Source organism: Aliiroseovarius marinus (genome assembly GCF_050881025.1).
Classification (GTDB): Bacteria; Pseudomonadota; Alphaproteobacteria; order Rhodobacterales; family Rhodobacteraceae; genus Aliiroseovarius; species Aliiroseovarius marinus_A.
The window spans coordinates 528,359-551,630 of sequence record NZ_JBNNXQ010000002.1; the positions used below are offsets into that span (position 1 = coordinate 528,359).

At 60.7% G+C, this 23,272-nt stretch carries 22 protein-coding genes; 11 read left to right on the forward strand and 11 right to left on the reverse strand.

The window, feature by feature from the left end:
- Positions 1-113 precede the first annotated feature (113 nt).
- From ACRY08_RS08060 to ACRY08_RS08070, 3 genes are all read left to right on the forward strand, one after another.
- Positions 114-614 (forward strand): SH3 domain-containing protein, encoded by a 501-nt coding sequence (locus ACRY08_RS08060; RefSeq protein WP_432449394.1) that lies wholly within the window; start codon positions 114-116, stop codon positions 612-614.
- Between the two features lie 56 nt (positions 615-670).
- Positions 671-1,597 carry a hypothetical protein gene (locus ACRY08_RS08065; protein WP_432449395.1) on the forward strand — a complete coding sequence of 309 codons (927 nt, stop codon included), beginning with the start codon at positions 671-673 and terminating at the stop codon, positions 1,595-1,597.
- A gap of 61 nt (positions 1,598-1,658) precedes the next feature.
- Positions 1,659-2,576, forward strand: coding sequence for a cation diffusion facilitator family transporter (locus ACRY08_RS08070; protein WP_432449396.1), 918 nt, complete (start codon positions 1,659-1,661; stop codon positions 2,574-2,576).
- A 286-nt stretch (positions 2,577-2,862) separates the two neighbouring features.
- Here ACRY08_RS08070 and ACRY08_RS08075 read toward each other — a convergent pair whose 3' ends face one another.
- From ACRY08_RS08075 to ACRY08_RS08100, 6 genes are all read right to left on the reverse strand, one after another.
- Complete coding sequence (locus tag ACRY08_RS08075; protein ID WP_432449397.1) at positions 2,863-4,881, reverse strand: M3 family metallopeptidase; 2,019 nt, start codon at positions 4,879-4,881, stop codon at positions 2,863-2,865.
- Between the two features lie 60 nt (positions 4,882-4,941).
- A complete protein-coding gene (locus ACRY08_RS08080) occupies positions 4,942-5,418 on the reverse strand; it encodes a GNAT family N-acetyltransferase (protein ID WP_432449398.1) in 477 nt (158 codons plus the stop codon).
- Entirely contained in the window at positions 5,411-6,442 is a 1,032-nt protein-coding gene (locus ACRY08_RS08085; RefSeq protein ID WP_432449399.1) for a HesA/MoeB/ThiF family protein, read from the reverse strand. The genes ACRY08_RS08080 and ACRY08_RS08085 overlap by 8 nt, the downstream gene beginning before the upstream one ends.
- A gap of 3 nt (positions 6,443-6,445) precedes the next feature.
- Positions 6,446-6,913, reverse strand: a complete 468-nt coding sequence (dut, locus tag ACRY08_RS08090; RefSeq protein WP_432449400.1) for a dUTP diphosphatase — start codon at positions 6,911-6,913, stop codon at positions 6,446-6,448.
- Entirely contained in the window at positions 6,910-8,115 is a 1,206-nt protein-coding gene (gene coaBC, locus ACRY08_RS08095) for a bifunctional phosphopantothenoylcysteine decarboxylase/phosphopantothenate--cysteine ligase CoaBC (RefSeq protein ID WP_432449401.1), read from the reverse strand. Before coaBC ends, dut begins: the two co-directional genes overlap by 4 nt.
- Positions 8,116-8,185: 70 nt before the next feature.
- The gene (locus ACRY08_RS08100; RefSeq protein ID WP_432449402.1) at positions 8,186-8,974 is read right to left on the reverse strand and encodes a ChaN family lipoprotein; all 789 of its coding nucleotides are present in this window, start codon (positions 8,972-8,974) and stop codon (positions 8,186-8,188) included.
- A gap of 82 nt (positions 8,975-9,056) precedes the next feature.
- Between ACRY08_RS08100 and cobU the strand changes: the two genes are divergently transcribed.
- From cobU to ACRY08_RS08120, 4 genes are read left to right on the forward strand one after another with little or no spacing between them, the layout of a single operon-like run.
- A complete protein-coding gene (gene cobU, locus ACRY08_RS08105) occupies positions 9,057-9,599 on the forward strand; it encodes a bifunctional adenosylcobinamide kinase/adenosylcobinamide-phosphate guanylyltransferase (RefSeq protein ID WP_432449403.1) in 543 nt (180 codons plus the stop codon).
- Positions 9,599-10,177 carry a histidine phosphatase family protein gene (locus ACRY08_RS08110; protein ID WP_432449621.1) on the forward strand — a complete coding sequence of 193 codons (579 nt, stop codon included), beginning with the start codon at positions 9,599-9,601 and terminating at the stop codon, positions 10,175-10,177. The genes cobU and ACRY08_RS08110 overlap by 1 nt, the downstream gene beginning before the upstream one ends.
- 59 nt (positions 10,178-10,236) lie before the next feature.
- Complete coding sequence (locus tag ACRY08_RS08115; RefSeq protein WP_432449404.1) at positions 10,237-11,118, forward strand: glutathione S-transferase; 882 nt, start codon at positions 10,237-10,239, stop codon at positions 11,116-11,118.
- Positions 11,119-11,172: 54 nt separating this feature from the next.
- Positions 11,173-12,696, forward strand: coding sequence for a YifB family Mg chelatase-like AAA ATPase (locus ACRY08_RS08120; protein WP_432449405.1), 1,524 nt, complete (start codon positions 11,173-11,175; stop codon positions 12,694-12,696).
- On the opposite strand, the gene ACRY08_RS08125 is transcribed toward ACRY08_RS08120, so the two are convergent.
- From ACRY08_RS08125 to rsmI, 4 genes are all read right to left on the reverse strand, one after another.
- Positions 12,653-13,585: an alpha/beta hydrolase gene (locus ACRY08_RS08125; RefSeq protein ID WP_432449406.1), complete on the reverse strand. Its 933-nt coding sequence runs from the start codon at positions 13,583-13,585 to the stop codon at positions 12,653-12,655. The two genes, ACRY08_RS08120 and ACRY08_RS08125, sit on opposite strands and share 44 nt — an antisense overlap.
- On the reverse strand, positions 13,582-14,523 hold the full coding sequence (gshB, locus tag ACRY08_RS08130; protein ID WP_432449407.1) for a glutathione synthase: 942 nt from the start codon (positions 14,521-14,523) through the stop codon (positions 13,582-13,584). Before gshB ends, ACRY08_RS08125 begins: the two co-directional genes overlap by 4 nt.
- 61 nt (positions 14,524-14,584) lie before the next feature.
- Positions 14,585-14,938, reverse strand: coding sequence for a YraN family protein (locus ACRY08_RS08135; protein WP_432449408.1), 354 nt, complete (start codon positions 14,936-14,938; stop codon positions 14,585-14,587).
- Positions 14,935-15,792 carry a 16S rRNA (cytidine(1402)-2'-O)-methyltransferase gene (gene rsmI / locus ACRY08_RS08140; protein WP_432449409.1) on the reverse strand — a complete coding sequence of 286 codons (858 nt, stop codon included), beginning with the start codon at positions 15,790-15,792 and terminating at the stop codon, positions 14,935-14,937. Before rsmI ends, ACRY08_RS08135 begins: the two co-directional genes overlap by 4 nt.
- A gap of 81 nt (positions 15,793-15,873) precedes the next feature.
- Between rsmI and ACRY08_RS08145 the strand changes: the two genes are divergently transcribed.
- From ACRY08_RS08145 to murJ, 3 genes are read left to right on the forward strand one after another with little or no spacing between them, the layout of a single operon-like run.
- A complete protein-coding gene (locus ACRY08_RS08145; RefSeq protein ID WP_432449410.1) occupies positions 15,874-17,046 on the forward strand; it encodes a penicillin-binding protein activator in 1,173 nt (390 codons plus the stop codon).
- Entirely contained in the window at positions 17,006-19,816 is a 2,811-nt protein-coding gene (locus tag ACRY08_RS08150; RefSeq protein ID WP_432449411.1) for a [protein-PII] uridylyltransferase, read from the forward strand. The genes ACRY08_RS08145 and ACRY08_RS08150 overlap by 41 nt, the downstream gene beginning before the upstream one ends.
- Positions 19,816-21,369, forward strand: coding sequence for a murein biosynthesis integral membrane protein MurJ (gene murJ, locus ACRY08_RS08155; RefSeq protein WP_432449412.1), 1,554 nt, complete (start codon positions 19,816-19,818; stop codon positions 21,367-21,369). Before ACRY08_RS08150 ends, murJ begins: the two co-directional genes overlap by 1 nt.
- Positions 21,370-21,392: 23 nt before the next feature.
- On the opposite strand, the gene ACRY08_RS08160 is transcribed toward murJ, so the two are convergent.
- Entirely contained in the window at positions 21,393-22,079 is a 687-nt protein-coding gene (locus tag ACRY08_RS08160) for a rhomboid family intramembrane serine protease (protein WP_432449413.1), read from the reverse strand.
- A gap of 108 nt (positions 22,080-22,187) precedes the next feature.
- Between ACRY08_RS08160 and trpS the strand changes: the two genes are divergently transcribed.
- Complete coding sequence (gene trpS / locus ACRY08_RS08165) at positions 22,188-23,213, forward strand: tryptophan--tRNA ligase (protein ID WP_432449414.1); 1,026 nt, start codon at positions 22,188-22,190, stop codon at positions 23,211-23,213.
- Positions 23,214-23,272: the final 59 nt, after the last annotated feature.

Below are 23,272 nucleotides of genomic sequence, written 5' to 3' on the forward strand. Positions count from 1 at the left end.
GTGACAAGGAACGAGGCAAGGTACAAGCCCGACCGGATCGCAGACGAAATAAAATTGCGCGAACGATTGGGCAACAGGTGGGAACGAGGGCAGAAATGCTGAAATCCGGCAAAATGGCTTGGAGTGTTTTGGCTGTTGTTGTGGCATTGGGCGCAGGCCCCGCCATAAGCGACACGGACACACCCGAACGGGGGGCGGTGACCAACCTGCCCATTCCGCGTTTCGTGTCCCTGAAGACATCCGAAGGGAATGTGCGGCGCGGCCCGTCGCTCAGGCACCGGATCGACTGGGTCTATAAGCGACGCGGTATGCCGCTTGAAGTCACCGGAGAGTTTGGGCATTGGCGGCAGGTGCGCGACCGGGATGGCGTGGGCGGCTGGGTGCACTATTCGCTCTTGTCCGGAGCCCGCACGGCGATCATCGATGCTGATCTGTCCCCCCTGTTCAACCGCGCCGATGACGCATCTCAGATCAACGCCTATCTCGAGGCGGGCGTGATTGCACGGATTGAAACCTGCGGCATAAGCTGGTGCCGGATCAAAGCGGATGGCATTCGCGGCTGGACCGCAAAAGGCAATCTCTGGGGTGTGAGAGAAAGCGAGGTGATCGACTAGTGTCGCTGCTTGACAACTTGCGCACGAAACCTGCGTCGAGGGGTCGACGGGTCACCGTGCACGGATCACAGGAATGGCTGCGCGCCATCGCCGCTGAAGAACAGGAGTTCTTCTCTAAACTTGCGCCGCATCTTGTTAAGAACGGGGTGCGCATGGACACCGTTTTGGAAGGCAGCAAGGCCGCTGCGGCGGCGTTTGACGATCCGAACTGCCTGAACCTGCTGATCAATCACCCCCCTGCTTATGGCCCGCGCATCTTGCACGTGAACCCCGCGCCGATCCTTGGCTTTTGGCATGTCGACGAAGTTGGCCCGGCCCAACATTCCAGCCTGCGCCTGTCCGAATTTGATCCAACCCATGTCGACGCCGACAAGGCCACCTATTTCTTCAATGGTGTCGCGGGCTACATGATCCGCGAAAATGTTTCCCCGATACGGCAAGCGGATCGGGCACATAACGGGCTACATTCGGCGCGCGCCGTGGTTTTCTGCGGCGCCGATGACGGCACGGTTCCGACCCTGTCCTATCTGAACCATGAAACCATGATCCGCACCTGTGCGGAACAAGACCGTAACGCGTTGATCTATGTGAAGCTGCACGCCGACCAGGGCAAAGAAAACCGCCGTCTGGTTATGGATGTCTGTCGCGACTATCAGAACGTAAAGATATCCGAGGCCAGCCTTCACGACCTGATCGAGGCCTCTGATCTGGTGGTCACGCAAAACGCGCCCGCCGGGTTTGAAGCCTTGATGCACAAACGCCCCGTGATCACCTGTGCGAAATCAAGCTACTGGCATGCGAGCCTGACCGCGCGCAACCGATCGGATCTGAAGCAAGCACTGGAATTCGGCGCGGATCTGATGGCGGATTTCCCGTACGAGAAGTATTTCTTCTGGACCCTCGTCCGGCATGGGCTGGAACCCGCAAAAGACGATTTTGCCAAGCGCGCCTGGGCGCGACTGCGCGACAAGGTGTTATGGTAGTGGCGCCTAAAAGCACAACTTCCACTTGCGCCCTCCCTTGGCGATAGGCTAGCCCGACGCCATGCAGACCAACCGCATCAAACTGAACCTTTCAGCCGGCGTCGCCTCGGCGCTGGTGGCACTGACCCTTGTGGGGCTGAAACTTTGGGCGCTTGGCGAAACGCAAGCTCTCTCTGTCGCCGCCTCGCTGGCCGACAGCGCAATGGACCTGATGGTGTCACTGGGGGCACTGGCGGCGATTTGGTACGCCGCACGCCCCGCCGATGAAGACCACACGTTCGGCCACAGCGCGGCCGAAGATCTGGCCGCACTGGGTCAGAGCCTGTTCATCATGGTGTCCGCAGGCATCATTGCCTGGGCCGCAACCGCCCGTCTTCTGTCTGGTGAGCCCGCCCCGATCATGGCACATGAAAGCGGCATCGCGGTGATGGGTGCCTCTATCGTGCTGACCCTTGGCCTTGTGCTTTGGCAACGCCATGTGGCCGCCCAAACCGGCAACGCGGTGGTCAAGGCCGACAGCCTGCACTATCTGGGCGACCTGATCCCGAACATCGGCGCGATCCTGTCGCTTTGGGCCGCACAATGGTTCGGGATGGAGCAAATCGACAGCGTGGTCGCCATTGGTGCTGCAATCATGCTCGCCGTCGGGGCACTCCGCATCTTCAAGACCGCATGGGACGGGCTGATGGACCGCGCCGCCGACCCGCGCGTGATCGACGGGGTTTCAGAGATTGCGCGCAATCACCCCGGCGTTTACGGATTCCACGACCTGAAAACCCGCCGCTCTGGATCGGTCACATTCATCAACATGCACATCGAACTGGACGGACGCCAAAGCCTTGAGGACGCCCACGCCATCGGCGCCAGCCTGCGCCGCGCCATCCTGCACGCCTTCCCCGGATCAGACGTGATGATCCACAAAGACCCGGTCGGCGTCGAACCACATCCCGACGATCCATCGCGCAAAACGGATGGCTAAAGCGTTTCGGGATAGGCCTGAGACACATGTTTATTCCGAAACGCCTTAAGCCTCTCCCGGCCCTTATTTTCTTGTCATAAATACCTTCGCCGAAGGCCTGAAATCTGCCGAGCGCAGCGAGGCCACCCCCAACCCGACACGCCCACAAAGGGGGCATGTCGGGGCGGGTGCACTCAAGCGTTTCGACTTATTGTTGAAGCACAATAAAAAGGCAAAACGCGCGGGACCTACTGGTGTTGTGGGCGTTTCGAAATCAACTTGTGCCTCAAGTTAATCTCGAAACGCTTTAAGCCAACCCACGCCCTTTCAAAAGTGGCGCCACCCCGGGCATGCGCCCGCGAAACGCCCTGTAAAGCTCTTCAGCATCCACCGACCCGCCCTTCGACAGAATATGCTCTTCAAGCTTCGTCGCCATGTCAGGATCAAACGCGTTCCCAACCTCGATAAACGCTTCAAACGCATCTGCATCCATCACCTCGGACCACATGTAGCTGTAATAGCCCGAAGAATATCCATCCCCGGCAAAGACATGTGCGAAATGCGGCGTTGCGTGACGCATGTTGATCGCCGCTGGCATCTTGATCCGCTGGAGCGTTTCGTCCTGCATCTGCATTGGATCTGCCGGGGCCGTCCCATCGTGGAAATCCAGATCCACGATGGCCGAGGCCAGAAACTCCACCGTCTGAAATCCCGTGTCATGGGTCGACGCCGCCAGCAAGCGGTTCAGCAACGTCTCGGGCATGGCCTCGCCCGTCACGGCGTGGGTGGCAAACCTGCCCAGAACTTCGGGCACTTCCAGCCAATGTTCATAAAGCTGGCTGGGCAGCTCGACGAAATCGCGCGCCACAGAGGTGCCCGAGATGGACGCGTAAGTCACATCCGACAGCATTTGGTGAAGCGCATGACCAAACTCGTGAAACAGCGTGCGCGCATCATCCCACGACAAAAGCCCCGGCTGCCCGTCTTCGGGTTTCGCAAAATTGCAGACATTCACCACAATCGGGCGAATGTTGCCTTCAAGCTTCTGTTGGCTGCGCATCGCCGAACACCATGCCCCTGACCGCTTGGACCCGCGGGCAAAATAATCGCCTATGAAAACAGCCACATGCTGGCCATCTCGCGTGACCTCCCACGCGCGCGCATCCGGGTGGTAAAGCGACACATCCAACGGCGCAAACTCCAGCCCGAACAGGCGCTGCGCCACGTCAAAAGCCGCTGCGATCATCCGATCAAGCTGCAGATACGGCTTGATCTCGGCCTCATCCAGATCATGCTCGACCTCACGCCGGCGCTCTGCATAATAGTGCCAGTCCCAAGGGGCCAGATCCCCGTTATGGCCATCCGCATGCAGCATATCGGTCATCAAATCCGCATCGGCCAGCGCCGCCTCACGCGCGGGTTCCCAAACCTGCATCAACAGCTCACGCACACGTGCGGGTGTGCCGGCCATCTCTGTTTCCAGCTTGAACGCCGCAAAGCTCTCATAGCCCAAAAGACGCGCGCGTTCCTCGCGCAGGGCCAGGGTCTCGGCGGCAATCGCACGATTGTCGGTTTCGCCACCATTGGCCCCACGCGCCACATAGGCGTCATAGGCGCGGCGTCGCAGGTCCCGAAGCGGTGAATGCTGCAGGAACGGCGTGATGACCGACCGCGCCAGGGTGATGGCCGGGCCGTCAAGCCCCTTCTCTGCCCCGGCACCGCGCGCGGCATCGACAACGAACCCGGGCAAGCCTTCCAGATCCGCTTCGCTCAGCGCCATGTGCCAGTCACGTTCATCTGCCAGAAGGTTTTGCGTAAAAGCGGTGCCAAGCTCTGCCAGACGTTCACCCACCGCTTTCAACCGATCCCGATCCGCGCCCTGAAGCTGGGCGCCCGAGCGGACAAACCGGCGACGGGTCAGCATCAGAACCCGCGCCTGCTCTGCGCTGAGGTCAAGGCCATCCCTGTGCCGCCAGAGACTGTCGATCCGCTCGAAGAGCGCCGCGTTCAGCGTCACCTCGGCCGAGAAGGCGGCCAGACGCGGCGCCAGCTTGCGTTGCAGGTCTTCGCGCGCGGGCGTGCTGTCAGCACCTGCCACATTGTAAAACACGCCCAACACCCGGTCGAGCGGCGCATCGGCGCGTTCCAAAGCCTCGATTGTATTGGCGAAATCCGGCGCGTCTTGGCACTGCGCGATGGCGTCTATCGCAGCGCGTGTCTTGGACAGCGCCGCATCAAAGGCGGGCTCGAAATCAGCATCGCTGATCTGGTCGAAAGGCGGCAGGTCGAAGGGTGTGTCCCAAGCGGACAAAAGCGGGTTGGTCATGGGGTCTCCTTTGTCACGACGCTACGCAAGGCGCACGCGGAATGCCAGAGCCTGCCGCAGTTAGTCGAGGTCACGTCGGAACGTATCGCAGGCCTTGTCGCCGATCCGTGCGCTGCCCGTGTGCAAAAAACCGTTCTTTTCCAACACACGCCTCGAGGCCGGGTTGCCTGCCAGCACGCGCGCCTCGATCGCCCAAAGCCCTTGGGCACGTGCTGCCTCCAACACCATGCCAACCGCCTGCGTCGCCAAGCCTTTGCCGCAATGATCTTTACCCAGCCGATAGCCAAGCTGTGCGACGCGCGCGTCAATTCCCGTCAGATTGACCCGACCGATGATCCGCCCACCAAGCTTCAAAAGATACATCAGCTCGCCCGCGGCCACCTGCTCCATGACCACCGCAGACAGGCCTTCCAGCGTCAGATAGCTGTCAGGGCGCGGACCGACATGGGCTTCGAACCACGCCTTGTTCTTCTTTTCAAAGACGAACAGCGACGGGGCATCCAGTTCGGTCAGGCGTTCCAGTGTCAGGTCATCCACAGCCAGCGCATCCTTTGCGACGTTTGGTGCGGATCATGCGGGTGTCCGCATACATCGCGTCATAGATCATCATGCGCCCGCGCAGGCCTTCGCCCGCCCCGGTGATTTCCTTCACTGCTTCGGTTGCCATGATGCCGCCAATGACTGCAGGCAAGGGACCGACAACGCCGGCTTCAGAACAGCTGGGCGCCAGGCCCGCTGCGGGGGCCTCGGGGAAGATGCACTCATAACAGGGCGCGTCGCGCGCGGGGTCAAAGGTCGACACCTGCCCTTCCCATTGAGAGAGCGCGCCGCCGATGACGGGGATACGCAACTGTGCCGCGGCGCGATTCACCAGATAGCGCGTTTCGAAATTGTCCGAACCCTCGATCACCAGATCATAGTCACACAGAACAGTCTCAGCGATGTCAGCAGTCAGACGGCGGTGATAGGGGCGCACCGTGATGGCTGGATTTTGCGCCATCATTGCCGCTTGCGCCGAAAACACTTTGGGCATCCCGATATCTGCATCCCGATGGATCACCTGCCGCTGCAGGTTCGAGTTGTCCACCACGTCATCGTCAATCACGCCGATGGTGCCCACCCCGGCCGCCGCCAGATACAACAAGACCGGAGAGCCAAGCCCGCCAGCGCCAACCACCAGAACACGCGCGTTTTTCAACGCCACCTGCCCCGGACCGCCGATTTCACGCAGCACGATATGGCGGGCATAGCGGTCAAGTTCCGTGTCGGTGAAGGGGCCATCATCCGTGTCGGATTTCGGCGCTTCGGGCACCCGTGCCTTCAGCCATGAAAGCCCGCGCCCATAAAGCGCCGCAAGTGCGATGCCCGCGAAAAACACCGCCCAGATCGCGAAGTTCCCGCCTAGCGCCACGGCAATCGGATTGCCCGCAGGTAAGACGGACAGGCTGAGCAGCACAACCACCGCCAGAAGCCCCGTCAACACCCAGCGCTGCCAGACCGTCAATTGCATCAACCGCCCGCCCAGCCAGATCACCGCCAGTGCCAGAAGAACCCAGAGCATCGACTAGCCACGCCCCGTTGAACCAAACCCACCGGACCCACGCGTCGTTTCGCCCAGCGCGTCAACAAGCGCATAGTCTGCCTGAACCACGGGGGCGATCACCGCCTGCGCGATCCGGTCCCCATGTCCGATGGTGAAAGGCTCCGCCCCCAGATTGATCAAGATCACCCCCAAAGGGCCGCGATAGTCACTGTCAATCGTGCCGGGCGCATTGGCCAGCGTCACGCCATGTTTGGCCGCCAGACCCGAGCGCGGGCGGATCTGCATTTCGAACCCATCGGGGATTTCGACCCGTAGGCCCGTGGGCACAATGCGCCGTTCCATCGGGGCAAGGGTCCAGCCCGCTCCGCGGTCGGCGGCGGGCAGATTGGCGCGCAGGTCTGCCCCCGCAGCCCCTGCTGTTTCATAGCTGGGCAGCGCTACAGAGGTGTCGCTGCCCTCGTCGTGCAAAACCTTGACGACCGGCATCACGCGTTCCCCGTCAGAGCATCCGCGATCCTTGCCGCCAATTGCCGGGCCACGGCGTCTTTGCCCATGCGCGGCCAGGCCTCGGCACCTGCGTCGGAAATCAACGTCACGGCGTTTTCCGCCCCGCCCATGATCCCGGTTTCCGGGCTGACATCATTGGCAACAATCCAGTCGCACTCTTTGCGCGCCCGCTTGGCGGTCGCATTGGCGATCACATCATCGGTTTCAGCCGCGAAGCCAACCACAAGCCCCGGCCGGCCCTTCTTCATCTGGCTGACCATGGCCAGAATGTCCGGGTTCTCGGCAAACTCCAGAACCGGCAGCTTGCCCGATCCGTCTTTCTTGATCTTGCTGTCCGAGGCAGAGGCCACGCGCCAATCCGCCACCGCGGCTGCGAAAACGGCCGCATCCGCGGGCAGCGCGGCCTTGACCGCGTCCAACATCTGTTGCGCGGATTGCACCTTTACCACATTCACGCCGTCGGGCGGGGGCACATCGGCGGGACCGGTCACAAAGGTTACCTCGGCGCCAAGGGCGGCCAAAGCGCGGCCCAGCGCCGTGCCCTGCGCGCCTGATGATCGGTTGGCGATATAGCGCACCGGATCTATCGGTTCATGGGTGGGTCCAGAAGTCACCAGCACATGTTTGCCCTTGAGCGGACCATCCGCCAGCGCTGCTTCGATCGCCGCAACGATTTCCAGCGGTTCGGCCATGCGCCCCGGCCCGTATTCACCGCAAGCCATGTCACCTTCATTCGGGCCCACGAACAACACGCCGTCTTCCGTCAAGGTCGCCACATTGCGCTGGCAGGCGGGGTGCTGCCACATGCGCACATTCATCGACGGCGCCACCAGCACGCGTTTATCCGTGGCCATCAGAAGGGTCGAGGCCAGATCATTGGCCAAACCGCCCGCCATCTTGCCCAGCAGGTCCGCCGTTGCAGGCGCCACCACCACCAGATCGGCGGCGCGGCTGAGTTCAATATGCCCCATCTCGGCCTCGTCGGTCAGGTCGAAAAGCTCGGTATAAACCTTGCGCGCGGCCAGCCCCGAGGCGGACAAGGGCGTCACAAACTCTTGCCCAGCCCGCGTGATCACCGGGGTCACGCTGGCCCCGCGCTCGCGCAGCCGCCGGATCAGGTCCAGAGATTTGAAAGCCGCGATACCGCCGCCAATGATCAGAAGGATATGTTTGCCAGCCAGCATGACCGTCCCCTTTGAAGCGTCTTCAAACAGTTACGGGACCCGCGCCGTGCTTTCAAGCCACGCGCATTGCCTATTCGAATGCGGCGCAAGGGTCCGGCCTGTCCACGGCGGGCGCATCAAGATAGATGTCGAAGCCGCCTTCAGGCAGCACACCTGCTTCTGCTTGCCCGACCGCAACCAGTTTCAGCGATGGCCTTAGCCGTGCCAGATAGGCCGGCACGCCCCAGTCTTTGCGCGCATGGCCGTTGCCGGTGATCACCACGACGGGGCCGCCATGGCTGTCCAGCGCTTCGATCACCTTCGCCGCCAATGTGGCGTCGCGCAGGCGCTGAACCTCGATCATGCCACCAAGGGCCTCTCGCGGCATCGCTTCGCAATGGGCCGCGTATTGAAGGTCAAGTCGCGCGGCATGTTGATCGGCGGGCAGTGGCTGGTCCAGCCCATAGGCCGCAGCATCACCGGTGAAATGCGCCGAAACCCCGTCGGCATAGGTTGCGCGCGCCACTTCCCGAGACACGCCCGCGCCAAGGATAGGTCCGTCATGCGCGGTGAAAATCGGAAGATACATCGCATAGTCAGGCCAGCTCGCGGCCTCCCAGCGCGCCGCGAAACCGGCCTTATCGGCTTGCAAGTCATGGGCCTCCTTGGCGCTCAGCATCTCGATCACCAAGGCAGTCGGGTCCAATGCCGCAACCGCGTTTGCCTGAACCATATGGTGCGTTGGGTTGTCATGCACCTCGCCCAGAAGCACCACATCGGCAGCGCGCATCCGGTCCAGATCAGCCGCGCTCAGCTCTGTCTGCGCCGCCCATGCAGGCGTCGAAAATGCGAACATGATTGCCAGGAAAATCTGTTTCATACCTGAAACCTAGGGGTGCAAGCCGCCGCTCTCAAGCGGTTTGCGCTTGACGGACCCCATGTCGCAGTGCGACCTCACGCCTATGGATATGACCCTTCCTTCGATGACCTTGGTGCTGGGCGGCGCGGCCTCTGGCAAGTCGGATTATGCTGAACGGCTGGTCTGCGCCGCGAGGCGGCCGATGGTGTATATCGCCACCGCAATGGCCCATGATGACGAAATGTCTGACAAGATCAGCCGCCATCAGGTGCGCCGCGGGTCAGGCTGGCGCACGGTCGAAGCGCCCACGGATGTGGTGTCTGCCCTGGCCGGGGTGAGCGCAGAGGAGGTGGTGCTTTTGGACTGCGCAACCATGTGGCTGTCCAATCACATGTTCTCGGATATGGATGTCGAGGCAGCAGAGCGCCTTTTGATCAACGCCATTTCGGACTGCCCCGCCCCGGTTGTCGTCGTCTCGAACGAGGTCGGCGCGGGCATTGTCCCGGAAAACGCGCTTGCACGGCGGTTTCGGCAGGCGCAGGGCGAATTGAACCAACGCCTTGCCGCACGCTCTGATCTGGTGCTGACCGTCATGGCTGGCTTGCCGCTGGCGTTAAAAGGCACGTTGCCCAAGGGGGCACCATGATGACCAGCTGGTGGTGGGTGCGTCACGGGCCGACCCATGCGAAAACCATGGTGGGCTGGCGTGACCTGCCTGCGGACCTGTCCGACCACGCAGCGATTGGCCGGCTCTCTGATCACCTGCCAGAGCACGCGGCGATGATATCGTCCGACCTGATCCGCGCGGCGGCCACCGCCGACGCCATCGCGACCCCGACCCGCCACCGCCTGCCCCATGACACCAATCTACGCGAGTTTCATTTCGGAGATTGGGACGGGCTGGACTGGCAACAGGTTTCCGCACGCGACCCGGAATTGTCGCATGCTTTCTGGGAAGACCCCGGCCACCATACGGCCCCGAATGGAGAAAGCTGGAACCAACTGTCTCATCGCGTGTCAAACGTGGTCGACGGGCTGAATGACGCAGGCCATGCCCATGTGATCGCCGTGGCACATTTCGGCGTGATCCTGACCCAAATCGCCCGCGCCATGCAAACAACACCATACGAAGCGCTTGGGCATAAAATCGACAACCTGTCGGTCACGCGGCTGGACTGGGACGGTGCAGGTTGGCATGTGGGGGCGATCAATCATCTGCCGTGAACAACTTCTTCACAAATGAAGCATTGATTGATGGCTGCAGGCGCAGCAAACATATGCCCATGACTTATGATCTTTATATTGGCGACCAAAGCTTTTCCAGTTGGTCGCTGCGCGGTTGGCTGATGTTTGAGAAATTCGACATTCCCGCGCGTACGCATTTGGCCGGACTTTATTCCGGCACGCTCAAAGAAGACCTCGAAGAGCTGGCGCCTGCCCGCTATGTGCCCGTGATGCGCACACCCGAGGGCGTGGCAATTGGTGATACGCTAGCCATGGGGGAAACACTGGCCGAACGTCACCCCGAAGCCGGCCTGTGGCCCTCGGGCCCGGATGCCCGCGCGCTGGCACGTTGGCTGGTCGCGGAAATGCATTCGGGTTTTGGCGCTTTGCGCGGCGATTGTCCCATGCAGCTTCTGGGTGTTGTGGAAGGTTTTGTTCCCTCGGATGCTGTACGCGCTGACCTCGAGCGGATCGAAACACTTTGGACCCTTGCGTGGGAAAAATTCGGACGCGATAACAGCCCATGGCTGTTTGGCGACTATTCGCTGGCGGATGTGTTCTATGCGCCCGTGGCCGCACGGATTGCCGGGTTTGGTTTGCCAATATCAAAACCGGCCCAAGCCTATATCGCAGCACATCTGGATGATCTTGCCTTTCGGCGCTGGCGTGCAACTGGACTGACCAAAAGCTATGATCCGGTACCCTATATCGACGGCCAGTCGCTCGCCGCATGGCCCGGCCCGACACCCCGCAGGGCAAAGGCCGCCGAAGGCCCGTCGCTCAACACGGACTGCCCCTATTCCGGGGCGCCCGTGACGGATTTTCTGGAGCTGGACGGACAGGTCTGGGGCTTTTGCAACCCAACCTGCCGCGACAAGACCATGAACGATCCGGATGCCTGGCCCGCCTTTGTTGCAATGGTCAACAGGCTCACGCGTTAACCACTTGGTAACCACGTTGCCCCTACCCTGTCCGAAAGACGGGGTAGCGGCACGATGGTTGCACGGATCAATACGGTGGCATTTGACGGGATCGACGCCCGGCTGGTCGAGGTGGAATGCGCCTTCACCCCCGGCCTTCCCAGCTTTGCCATCGTGGGCCTTCCGGACAAAGCCGTAAGCGAGGCCCGCGACCGCGTACGCGCCGCGCTTTCAGCCATGTCCCTGACCCTGCCCGCGCGCAAGATCACGGTAAACCTGTCCCCCGCTGATCTGCCAAAAGAGGGGTCGCATTTCGACCTGCCCATTGCCCTTGCGCTGTTGACCGAAGCGGGCATGCTGACGCCGGAAGACACGGGAAATCTGCTGGCTCTGGGCGAATTGTCACTTGATGGAACATTGCAACCCGTCACCGGCGCCCTGCCCGCCGCCCTGGCGGCCGCCGAACACGAACTTGATCTGGTCTGCCCCAAACCCTGCGGTGCAGAAGCTGCGTGGATCGACACGACCAAAGTGCTCGCCGCCCCTTCACTGGCAAGCGTCCTGGCACATTTCACCGGCCAATCCCCGCTGGAACCAGCACGTACAGGCCGGATCAACAGTCCCCCTCAGACAAAAGACCTGTCCGAGGTTAAGGGGCAAGAACGGGCCAAACGCGCTTTGGAGATTGCCGCCGCGGGACGCCACCATATTCTGATGGTCGGCCCTCCCGGATCAGGTAAATCCATGCTGGCGGCGCGCCTGCCCGGCATCATGCCGCCGCTTACGGCGACCGAGGCGCTGGAGATGTCGATGATACACTCGGTCTCGGGCTTGCTTGAACCGGGTGGGATATCACGCGACCGCCCGTTTCGAACGCCGCATCACACCGCCTCGATGGCCGCGATTGTGGGCGGGGGGCGCGGAGCAAAACCCGGAGAGATCAGTCTGGCGCATACTGGTGTGCTGTTCATGGACGAATTCCCGGAGTTCAGCCGACAGGTTCTGGAAACCCTTCGCCAACCGCTGGAAACCGGTGAGGTCACCGTCGCCCGCGCCAACGCCCATGTACGCTATCCCAGCCGGTTCCTCCTGGTCGCTGCCGCCAATCCCTGTCGGTGCGGGTATTTGACCGACCCGTCGCGGGCCTGCAACAAGGCACCGATCTGTGGTGAGGACTACATGAAGAAGATATCGGGGCCTCTTCTGGACCGGTTCGACTTGCGCCTTGATGTCCCTCCGGTCAGCTTCCAAGACCTCGACCTGCCCGCAAACGGAGAGCGCTCAGACGTGATTGCCCAGCGCGTGGACGCCGCGCGTGCCCGGCAAGAGGCACGATATGCCGACCACAAAGGGGTCACAACAAATTCGGATATCGAAGGTGCGCTGTTGGACGAGGTCGCAACGCCAGATGCGGATGGGCGGGACATTCTGATGCGCGCGGCCGACCGGTTTCACCTGTCTGCGCGGGGATACCACCGTGTTTTGCGGGTGGCACGCACCATTGCGGACCTTGACGGCGCGACACAAGTGGGGCGGCAACATGTGGCCGAAGCGCTCAGCTTTCGCCTTGTGAGCCACCGTGAAGCACTTGCCGGATAAACCCGGCCGCACGCCGCAGCCCTTCCCGTGCTTCGGGCAAACGTCCATCCATGATCACCCAGACATGAGGCGCATCGGGCCATTCATCCAGTACCACCTGCCCGCCGACCTCTTTCAAACGCGCAGCCATACGCAGGCTTTCATCGCGCAGAATTTCCGTCGTTGAAAACTGAAAGAACACGGGCGGCGGCGTCTTGAATTCGTACAGGATTGGGGATGCCGCCGGGTCGCTGGCATTCCCTTCGGCAAGATAGTGATCCAGCACTAGATCGCGCCTTTCAGAAGGCAAAAGCGGATCAGCTGATCTGTTTTCTTCAAAAGACGCCGAGGTAAACCGCAAGTCCACGATGGGCGAAAAGGTGACAATCCCCGCAGGTTTCAATCCGCGTTTTTGTAGCGCGCCCAGCACAGAGAAACACAGCCCGCCCCCGGCGCTGTCACCGCCCAACAGGATGTTTTGCGGGGCGTAGCCTTGCTCCAGCAGCGCTTCAAATGCCGTCAGGCAATCCTCAACGGCTGCGGGAAACCGATTTTCAGGCGCTTTACGATAGTCAGGCGCACATATTTTTGTTCCAGACAGTTTCGACAACCGCGCCAGAAACTTGCGATGCGTGTTAGGGGACCCTGCGACAAACCCACCCCCATGCAGATACAGCAGAACTTTATCAGCAGGCACCGGTCGCGATGCCGGGCTGACCTCGATCCAAAGCGCAGGAATTTTTCCAGCCAGTCGCGTTTCACGATACCAAGTGAAAGGTGGCGCACGAAACAAGACAGAAACCGCGCGTTCCAGCTCGCGCCGCGCCTTGGGCACATCCGTCAGATGCCGCAAACGCGGTTTGACAACCACCCGCATGAAACCACGCGTGATGGCCAGTCGGATGCTCATGCGCGCCGTGCCTCGATCGCTTGCCAGATCTTTTCGGCCACGTTGGTGCCATCGAACCGCTCCAGCTCCTGAATGCCGGTGGGCGAGGTCACGTTGATCTCGGTCAGATAGTCGCCAATCACATCGATGCCGACAAAAACCTGTCCCTTCTCACGCAAGAGCGGCCCAATGGCTGCACAGATTTCACGATCACGCGCGGTGAGGCCAACCTTCTCGGGCCTCCCCCCGACATGCATGTTGGATCGCGTTTCACCCGCAGCTGGCACGCGGTTGATCGCCCCAACTGGTTCGCCATCAACCAAGATGATGCGCTTGTCGCCGTTTGAAACATCAGGCAGGAATTTCTGCGCGATCAGGGGCTCACGGTTGATGCCCGCAAAAAGCTCGTGCAGAGATGCCAGATTGCGGTCGTTGTGATCCAGCCGGAACACACCTGCGCCCCCGTTTCCATAAAGCGGCTTCAGAATAATATCGCCATGCGCCTCTTTGAAAGCCTTCAGCGTTTCCAGATCACGCGCAATCATGGTTGGAGGCGTGAGGTCCTGAAACGCCAGCACAAGTAGCTTTTCGGGGTAATTTCGAACCCAGAAAGGATCGTTCACCACAAGCGTTTCGGGATGGATCATGTCCAGCAAATGCGTGGTGGTGATATACCCCATGTCAAACGGAGGATCCTGCCTGAGCCAGACCACATCCATCGTAGACAAATCCAGATCCTGCATGTCTCCAAGGGTGAAGTGGTTCCCCTGTTCGCGCCGCACTTCCAGCGGCCAACCGCGGGCCTTCACGACACCTTCCTGATAACTCAGTTGGTCGGGCGTATAGTAAAATAACGAATGCCCACGCGCCTGCGCCTCTTCCGCGATGCGGAACGAGCTGTCCGCATTGATATCGATATGATCAATCGGATCCATCTGGATCGCAACCTTCAGGGACATTGCACGCTCCTTTTTTGCTTTCCCCCTAGATGGGGCAGAGCGCGCGTCTGTGCAATGGTCTTCAGAAACCTATGGCGTTTTCGACGATCTGAATCTGTCCCGAAGCATTCACAAGCGCCACGTCAAACCGCGACGGCGTCATCTGTCCGCGCGGTTCGCCACACAGGAATTCACTGGCGGTGCTATATATCCGTTTCAACTGTGCACGGGTCAGTCTTTCGGCGGCCCGCAGAAAGTCACGTGATTTCTTGACCTCGACAAAGACCAATTCGTCCCCGTCACGCACCACCATATCAATCTCACCATAGGTGCCCCGCCAACGTCGCGCAGCGACGACCTGGCCCTGACGCACATAATGTCGCGCAACGCAGTCTTCTGCGGCGAGCCCTGCAAGATATGAGGTTTTTCCGCTCACTTTTCCTCTCCGATGGACAGAGCCGCCTGATAAATCTTTCTTTTGGGCAAGCCGGTGGCTTCTACGACTGCAGCCACCGCATCTTTCAAGGACATATCTGTCATTGCATGTTTCAGCATCGCTTCGAAATCCATGTTGTCCGCATCATTCACACCCGGTCCCAGAACCAGAACAATTTCGCCTTTCAAAGTGACCTCTGACAGTGTTTCTGCAAGGGAACCAACAGTTCCGCGCCGAACCTCTTCAAATCGTTTCGTCAGTTCCCGGCACAGCGCAGCAGGTCTTTCTGCGCCTTCAACAGAGCAGATATCAGATAAGATACGGTTAATGCGCTTGGGGCTCTCATAGATCACCAGCGTGGCTGGGATGGCGAGGATTTCTTTCAACCACTTGATCCGCGCAGATTTTGCCGTTGGTGCAAACCCGGCAAAACAGAACCGGTCCGAGGGCTGTCCGGACAAGCTGAGGGCCGCAATTGCTGCAGAGGCACCGGGCAGAACGGTGACCGGGTGCCCCGCCTCGGCAACGTCGCGCGCCAGCGCATAGCCCGGGTCTGCCACCAGAGGGCTGCCTGCTTCACTGGCATAGGCAACCGATTTGCCGTCTGCGATCAGTTTGATCAGCCCTGCGCGCGCGGAAGCGCCCGAATGATCATGATAGGGAATCAATTTGCGCCCAGACAACGCAATCCCGTGGATATCCATCAATTTGCGCGTGGTACGTGTATCTTCGGCCGCGATCACATCGGCCGAGGCCAGCACATCCATCGCCCTGAGAGTAATGTCACGGGCGTTGCCAATTGGGGTGGCCACCAGATAGAGGCCAGCATCGAGAGGGGTAATAAGGGCTTTCACTCTGGACCTGCCTGTTATGGGGGCTATTATGCCCGTGTCTGCTTGGAGCGCCTGTGCGCCCGCCCGGGAAAGGATTTTTGTATGTTTGCTGTTTTTGCTCGCGCCCGCAAGGCGCTGGGGCCCTTGTTATCACTCGCCGCACTGTCCGCACTGGCGGCCTGTAACGTTTCGGTCCCCCAGGTTGGCCAGAATATCAACACCTCTAAGCCTGTTCCCGTTGCGCTTCTGGTGCCCGGAGGATCCGGCAATGCCAATGACGTACATCTTGCAAAATCCTTGGAAAATGCCGCGCGTCTTGCCGCATCCGAGCTATCAGGCGTGCAGATCGATCTGCGGGTCTACAACACGGCCGGAAATGCGAATCAGGCAGGCGCGATGGCCACTCAGGCCGTGAATGACGGCGCCAAGATCATTCTTGGCCCGGTCTTTGCCCAAAGCGCCAATGCAGCCGGTACCGCGGTCGCAGGCCGCAATGTGAATGTTCTGAGCTTTTCAAACAACCCGGACATCGCCGGCGGCAACGTGTTCATCATGGGCAATACGTTCAAGAACACCGCCAGCCGCATGACCCGCTTTGCCCATCGTCAGGGCAAGGGCAAGATCATGATCGTGCACGGCAACGATCAGGCTGAAGTTCTGGGTCGCAACGCCATTCAGGCGGCAATCTCGAACTCGGGCGCTTCCCTTGCCGGCGCGACCTCGTTTGAGCTTTCCCAAAACGGCATCGTGCAAGCGGCCCCGCAAATCGCTGCTCAGGCGAAAAGTTCAGGCGCACAATCCGTGTTCTTCACCTCGGGCACATCCGGCGCCATGCCGTTTCTGGCAGGCCTGTTGCCTCAGAACGGCCTGAGCCCGGCCAACGTCCAGTTTATCGGTCTGCAGCGTTGGGATATCCCTTCGAACGCGCTGGCACTGCCCGGCCTTCAGGGGGGGTGGTTTGCCCTGCCCGACCCGAATTTGAGCGCGCGTTTCTCGAGCCGCTACCAAGCGAAATACGGCTCTACGCCACACCCGATTGCCGGTCTTGCCTATGACGGTGTTGCCGCCATTGGCGCCCTGGTGCGCGCGGGCAAATCCAATGCGCTGACCTCCACCGCACTCACCCAGCCTCAGGGCTTTGTCGGGGTGAATGGCATTTTCCGCCTGCGCGGGGACGGCACGAACGAGCGCGGCCTTGCAGTCGCCCAAATCCGCAACAATCAGGTCGTGATCATTGACCCTGCACCCAGAAGCTTTGGCGGTGCCGGGTTCTGAGCCAGCCCGGGACACCCCGGCCCACCTGACGACAGACCTGATCTGCCCAGCGCGCGACATCTTTGACGCTGCCGCGCTTTGGGCAGAGCTGTCGGCCGCAACCGAAGATGCGCGCGACGCAGCCGAGGTGCGCAACCTGACCGTAACGGCCCTGCGCGCGGCGATGAAATCCGGGCGCGCGGCCATTGCCGAAGCCCTGGCCGCCACCCCGTTCGACGCCCATGGCGCGACGGCTTCATATTCCCACCTGACGGACGGCATTGTCGCCACGGTGCACCGCATGGCAACCGAGCGCCTGCACCCGCTGCCAACCCCCACCGCATCCGAACGCATCTCGGTCCTGGCGGTCGGAGGTTACGGGCGCGGCGAGATGGCACCACAGTCGGATGTCGACCTGCTGTTCCTGACGCCTTACAAGATCACACCCTGGGCAGAGAGCGTGATCGAAAGCATGCTCTACATGCTTTGGGATTTGCGCCTGAAAGTCGGCCACGCGGCGCGCACGATCGACGACTGCCTGCGCCTTGGGGCCGAGGATATCACAATCCGCACCGCCCTGTTGGAAAGCCGCCCGGTTTGCGGCGATGAACCTCTTGCGCGGGAGCTGGACGATCGGCTTTGGTCTGACCTTTTCAACGGCACGTTGGCCGAATTCATCGAAGCCAAGCTGGCCGAACGGGATACGCGCCACGAAAAGCAGGGGCAGCGCTATGTTGTCGAACCCAATGTGAAAGAAGGCAAAGGGGGTTTGCGCGATCTGCAAACGCTCTTTTGGGTTGCCAAGTATCAGCATCGCGTGAACCACCCGTGGGAACTGGTCTCGAAAGGTGTCTTCACCGAAGAGGAGTTCGACACGTTCCGCGAGGCAGAGAGCTTTCTTTGGGCGGTGCGCTGCCAGTTGCATCTGCTGACCAATCGCCCCTCGGATCAGCTGACATTTGATCTGCAGGTCGAAGTGGCCGACCGGCTGGGATTCGAAGACACCGCTGGCCGCCGCGGGGTCGAACATTTCATGCAGGCTTATTTCCGCCATGCCACTCAGGTGGGTGACCTGACCCGTATCGTGCTGACCGCGCTGGAAGCCCAGCACCTGAAACAGGAACCACGCCTGATGCGGCTGCTAAAGCGCCGCAAAAAGCTGAAACATGGGTTCGTCCAGAAACAGGGGCGCCTTGATGTGGCAGATGAAACCCAGTTTCTGTCCAACAAGCTGAACCTCTTGCGCATCTTCGAAGAGGGGTTGCGCACCGGGATGCTGATCCACCCGAATGCCATGCGTCTGTTGTCTCACAACCTCGACCTGATCGACGACGAAATGCGCAAGGACAAGGAAGCCATCCGCATCTTTCTTGACCTGTTGCTCAAGCACGGCAACCCCGAACGCGCGCTTCGCCGGATGAACGAGCTGGGCGTTCTGGCCGCCTTCATCCCCGAATTTGAACCCATCGTCGCGATGATGCAGTTCAACATGTACCACAGCTATACGGTGGACGAGCACACGATCCAGGTGATCTCTAACTTTGCGCAGATCGAGCGCCACGAGCTGGAAGACGAGCTGCCGATCAGCTCGGAAATCATCGACAAAGGTGTGAACCGCAAGACGCTGATGGTGGCGATGCTGCTGCATGATATCGGCAAAGGCCGACCGCAGGACCACTCCATTCTGGGTGCGCAGATTGCCCGCAAAGTTGCCCCACGCCTTGGCCTGACCACGCGCGAATGCGAGACGGTGGAATGGCTGGTGCGCTATCACCTTCTGATGTCTGACATGGCGCAGAAGCGCGACATCGCTGACCCGCGCACGGTGCAGGACTTTGCCAAGGCCGTGCGCTCGGTCCGGCGGCTGGACCTGCTAACCGTGTTGACCGTTTGTGACATTCGCGGCGTTGGGCCGGACACGTGGAACAACTGGAAAGCCACGCTGATCCGCACGCTGTACAATCAGACCCGCAGGGCTTTGGAAGACGGGATCGAAGCGCTGAGCCGTGAAACCCGCGGCACCGAAGCCAAGCGCGCCTTGCGACAAGCCCTATCGGACTGGAAACCCAAAGACCTGAAGACGGAAACCGCACGGCACTATGATGCCTATTGGCAGGGGCTTCATGTCTCGGCCCATACGGTGTTTGCCCGCATGCTGAAAGACATTGATGTCGACGAGGTGCGCGTCGAGCTGGAACCGGATGAAGACCGTGACGTGACCCGCGCCTATGTGGTGCTGGCCGATCACCCGGGCATCTTCTCACGCCTTGCGGGCGCTTTGTCGGCGGTGGGGGCCAACATCGTGGATGCGCGCACCTATACGTCGAAAGACGGCTATGCGACCGCCTGTTTCTGGCTGCAGGACGCCGAGGGCAGCCCCTATGACGTGGACCGCAAACCGCGGTTGATGCGCATGGTTCACAAGATGCTGAAAGGCGAAGTCATCGCCCATGAGGCCATCGCCGGGCGTGACAAGATCAAGAAGCGCGAACGCGCCTTCAAAGTGCCCACGACCATCACGTTCGACAATGATGGGTCCGAGATTTACACGATCATCGAGGTCGACACCCGCGACCGGCCCGGCCTTCTGTATGACCTCACCCGCACATTGGCCAACACGAATGTCTATATCGCTTCAGCGGTCATCGCGACCTATGGGGAACAGGTTGTGGACAGCTTCTATGTGAAAGACATGTTCGGTTTGAAATTCCACGCTGAACACAAACAAAAACTACTGGAAGACAAGCTGCGCAAGGCGATTGAAAAAGGCGCGGAAAGGGCGCGGGCATAATGGCTTCACGATTGGCGCGCGGCTTTATGACGGTCGGTGGCTGGACCATGGCCAGCCGCATTCTGGGATTTGTCCGCGATATCCTGATCGGCGCCTTTCTGGGCTCAAGCGCCGTGGCCGAGGCCTTCCTGATCGCCTTCTCGCTGCCCAACATGTTTCGCCGTTTCTTTGCGGAAGGCACATTGAACGTGGCCTTCGTGCCGATGTTTGCCAAGAAACACGAAGGCGGCCCGACCGAGCACAAAGCCGCGCTGGAATTTGCCCGCGATGCCTTTTCGGGGCTTGCCTTCATTCTGGTGATTTTCTCGATCGTGGCGCAGATCTTCATGCCGGCCCTTGTCTATGCCATGGCATCCGGCTTTTCAGATGATGGCCGCTTTGACCTGGCCGTCACCTACGGGCGCATCGCCTTTCCGTATATCCTGTTCATCTCGCTGGCCGCGCTGCTGTCTGGCGTGCTGAATGCCACCGGGCGTTTCGTGGCCGCCGCTGCCGCTCCCGTGCTCCTGAATGTGATTTTCATTGCTGCGATGTATCTGGCGCATCTTGGCGGCTATGATATCGGCACGGCGCTGGCCTGGACCGTGCCGGTTGCGGGCATTGCACAGGTGGCACTGGTCTGGGTGGCCGCCAGTCGCGCGGGCTATCGCCTGATCCCCCGCATGCCTCATATGACGCCCGAGTTGAAACGCCTTGCCATCATCGCGGCCCCGGCCGCGCTGGCAGGCGGCGTCACACAGATCAACCTGCTGGTCGGTCGTCAGGTTGCAAGCTTTTATGAAGGCGCGGTGGCGTGGCTCTACTATGCCGACCGGCTTTACCAATTGCCGCTGGGGGTCGTTGGCATCGCCATCGGCATCGTGCTTTTGCCGGAACTGTCGCGCAATCTGCGGGCCGGCGAAACAGTGGCCAGCCGCGAGGCCTTGAGCCGGGCGGGAGAAATGTCATTGGCTCTGACCATCCCGGCAGCCGTCGCGTTGGTGGTCATCCCAACCCAGTTGATCGACGTGCTGTTTCAACGCGGTGCCTTCACCGCATCTGACACAGGCTGGACCGCGCTGGCCACTGCGATCTACGGGATCGGCCTGCCAGCCTTTGTACTGCAAAAAGTCCTGTCATCGGTCTATTTCGCCCGCGAAAACACCCGCACGCCTTTCTATTTTGCCTTGATCGGCATGGTGGTGAATGCAGGTCTTGCCATCGGGCTGAGCTATCATCTGGGCTTCATTGCAGCGGCCATCGGCACCACTTTGGCAGGATGGGTCATCACCGGGCTGACATGGATCGGTGCGGCGCGCATGGGCGAAGAGGCCCGCTTTGACGCGCGTTTCTGGGCACGCCTTCTGCGGATATGTGCGGCCAGCGGCATCATGGGGCTGGCGCTTTGGGGCATGGCTCTGGCGCTTGCGCCGCTCTTTGCTATCTCGGGGTTGAAAGTCGCAGCCCTGACCGTTCTGGTCCTGGGTGGCATCGCCATCTACGCCATCGCAGGTCAAATCCTTGGCGCTTTCCGCCTGTCCGAGGTCAAATCCGCCTTCCGTCGGGGCGGCTAACCCCTTCCCCGGACGTATGCACGCTAGCGCTGGCGCAGCTTGGCCAGAACCCGCGACCAGCCACCCGGACTGACCAGAAAACTCAACCCAAACCCGGCGAGGAACCCGGCGATGTCACTGACCCATGTCAGTCCCGCCCCAAAGAGCAGCCCGAAGATCAACTGAAGCCCCATCAGAAAGGCAATGATGCGAAAGGCGGACAGCTGATTGCCCCCGGTCGCGCCCAATTGCACCCACAGGATGAAACTGTAGGCCCCGATCAGCCCGTAGACCGCCGGGTAGCCGCCAAAGAGCACCACAGAGGTGTCCCAGACAAGCCAGTAGGCCAGCGCACCGGCAATGGCCGAACCGAAGAACACCACAAGGAAAGCGAAGGCCGAAAAGACCTCGCCCACCATTTTTCCCAGTGCCAGAAGGAACACGAGCACAAAAAGCAGATGTGTGAAGCTGAGATGCAGGAACGGATAGGTGAGGAAGCGCGCCATGTCGCGCAGGGGGAAGCGCGCATTTTCAACCATCCAGGCAAAAAGCGGTTCGCGAAAGCCCCAGTCCTCGATCGTGGCGATGCGCCAGCCTGCCGCTTCGGCCCCTCCGACCAGCCCACGGCTGCCCAAAAAGAACACCAGCTCGATCCCCACCAGAAAAACCGACAGCGCAACCACAACAGGGGGCAGGGGATTGACCGGGCTTTCCTCGCGATACTCGCTCATATTCACGCTCTCCTCACGCTTGGGCACCATATTCGAGGCGGTTTCCTTGACGCCCCTTTCCGCTCTAGGTAAGCGACAAAGAACCATTAATCCAGACGGAGTGGAAACATGACCAATCACACACCGCGCGTCTTTTCGGGGATCAAACCCTCGGGCGGGCTGACGCTGGGCAACTACCTTGGGGCCATCAAGCGGTTCGTGGACATGCAGGCACAGGATTTCGAGACCATCTATTGCGTCGTCGACCTGCATGCCATCACCGTCTGGCAAGACCCCGAAGAGCTGCGCGATGCAACCCGCGAAGTGGCCGCAGGCTTTCTGGCAGCGGGCATTGATCCGGCACAGTCGATCCTGTTCAACCAAAGTCAGGTCTCGGCCCATGCCGAGCTGGGTTGGCTTCTGGGCTGCGTGGCACGCGTGGGCTGGATGAACCGCATGACGCAGTTCAAGGACAAGGCCGGAAAGAACGCCGAGAAAGTGTCACTGGGGCTTTACGGCTATCCTGCGCTGATGGCGGCAGATATTCTTTTGTATCACGCCACCCATGTCCCCGTGGGCGAGGATCAAAAGCAGCATGTCGAGCTGACGCGTGATATTGCGACGAAGTTCAACCATGATTTCAAGGCGGAAGACTTCTTCCCGCAGCCCGAGCCGATCATCGAAGGTCCGGCAACACGGGTGATGAACCTGCGCGACGGCACCAAGAAGATGTCGAAGTCGGGCGAAAGCGACATGGAACGCATCAACATGACCGATGATGCGGACAAGATCGCCAAGAAGTTCAAGAAGGCGCGCACGGACCCCGAGCCTTTGCCGGAAACACTGGACGGTTTGAAGGATCGCCCCGAGGCCAAGAACCTTGTCGACATCTATTCGGGCCTGTCCGGTATGACCCCGGAAGCCGTGATCGCGGAATATGCGGGCGCGGGTTGGGGCAAGTTCAAACCAGCCCTGGCTGATCTGGCGGTGGAGAAACTTGCACCGATCTCGACCGAGATGTCACGCCTGATGAGCGACAAGGGCGAGATCGACCGCATTCTGGGCGAAGGCGCTGACAAGGCCCATGCAATCGCCCAGCCGATCCTGGATCAGGCCTATGACATCACGGGCTTCCTGCGCTCGCGCAAGCGCTAAGCGGTATTGGTGGCTCACTTCGTGAGCCTGAGGGGCTTTGCCCCTTGAGTGACCCCCTT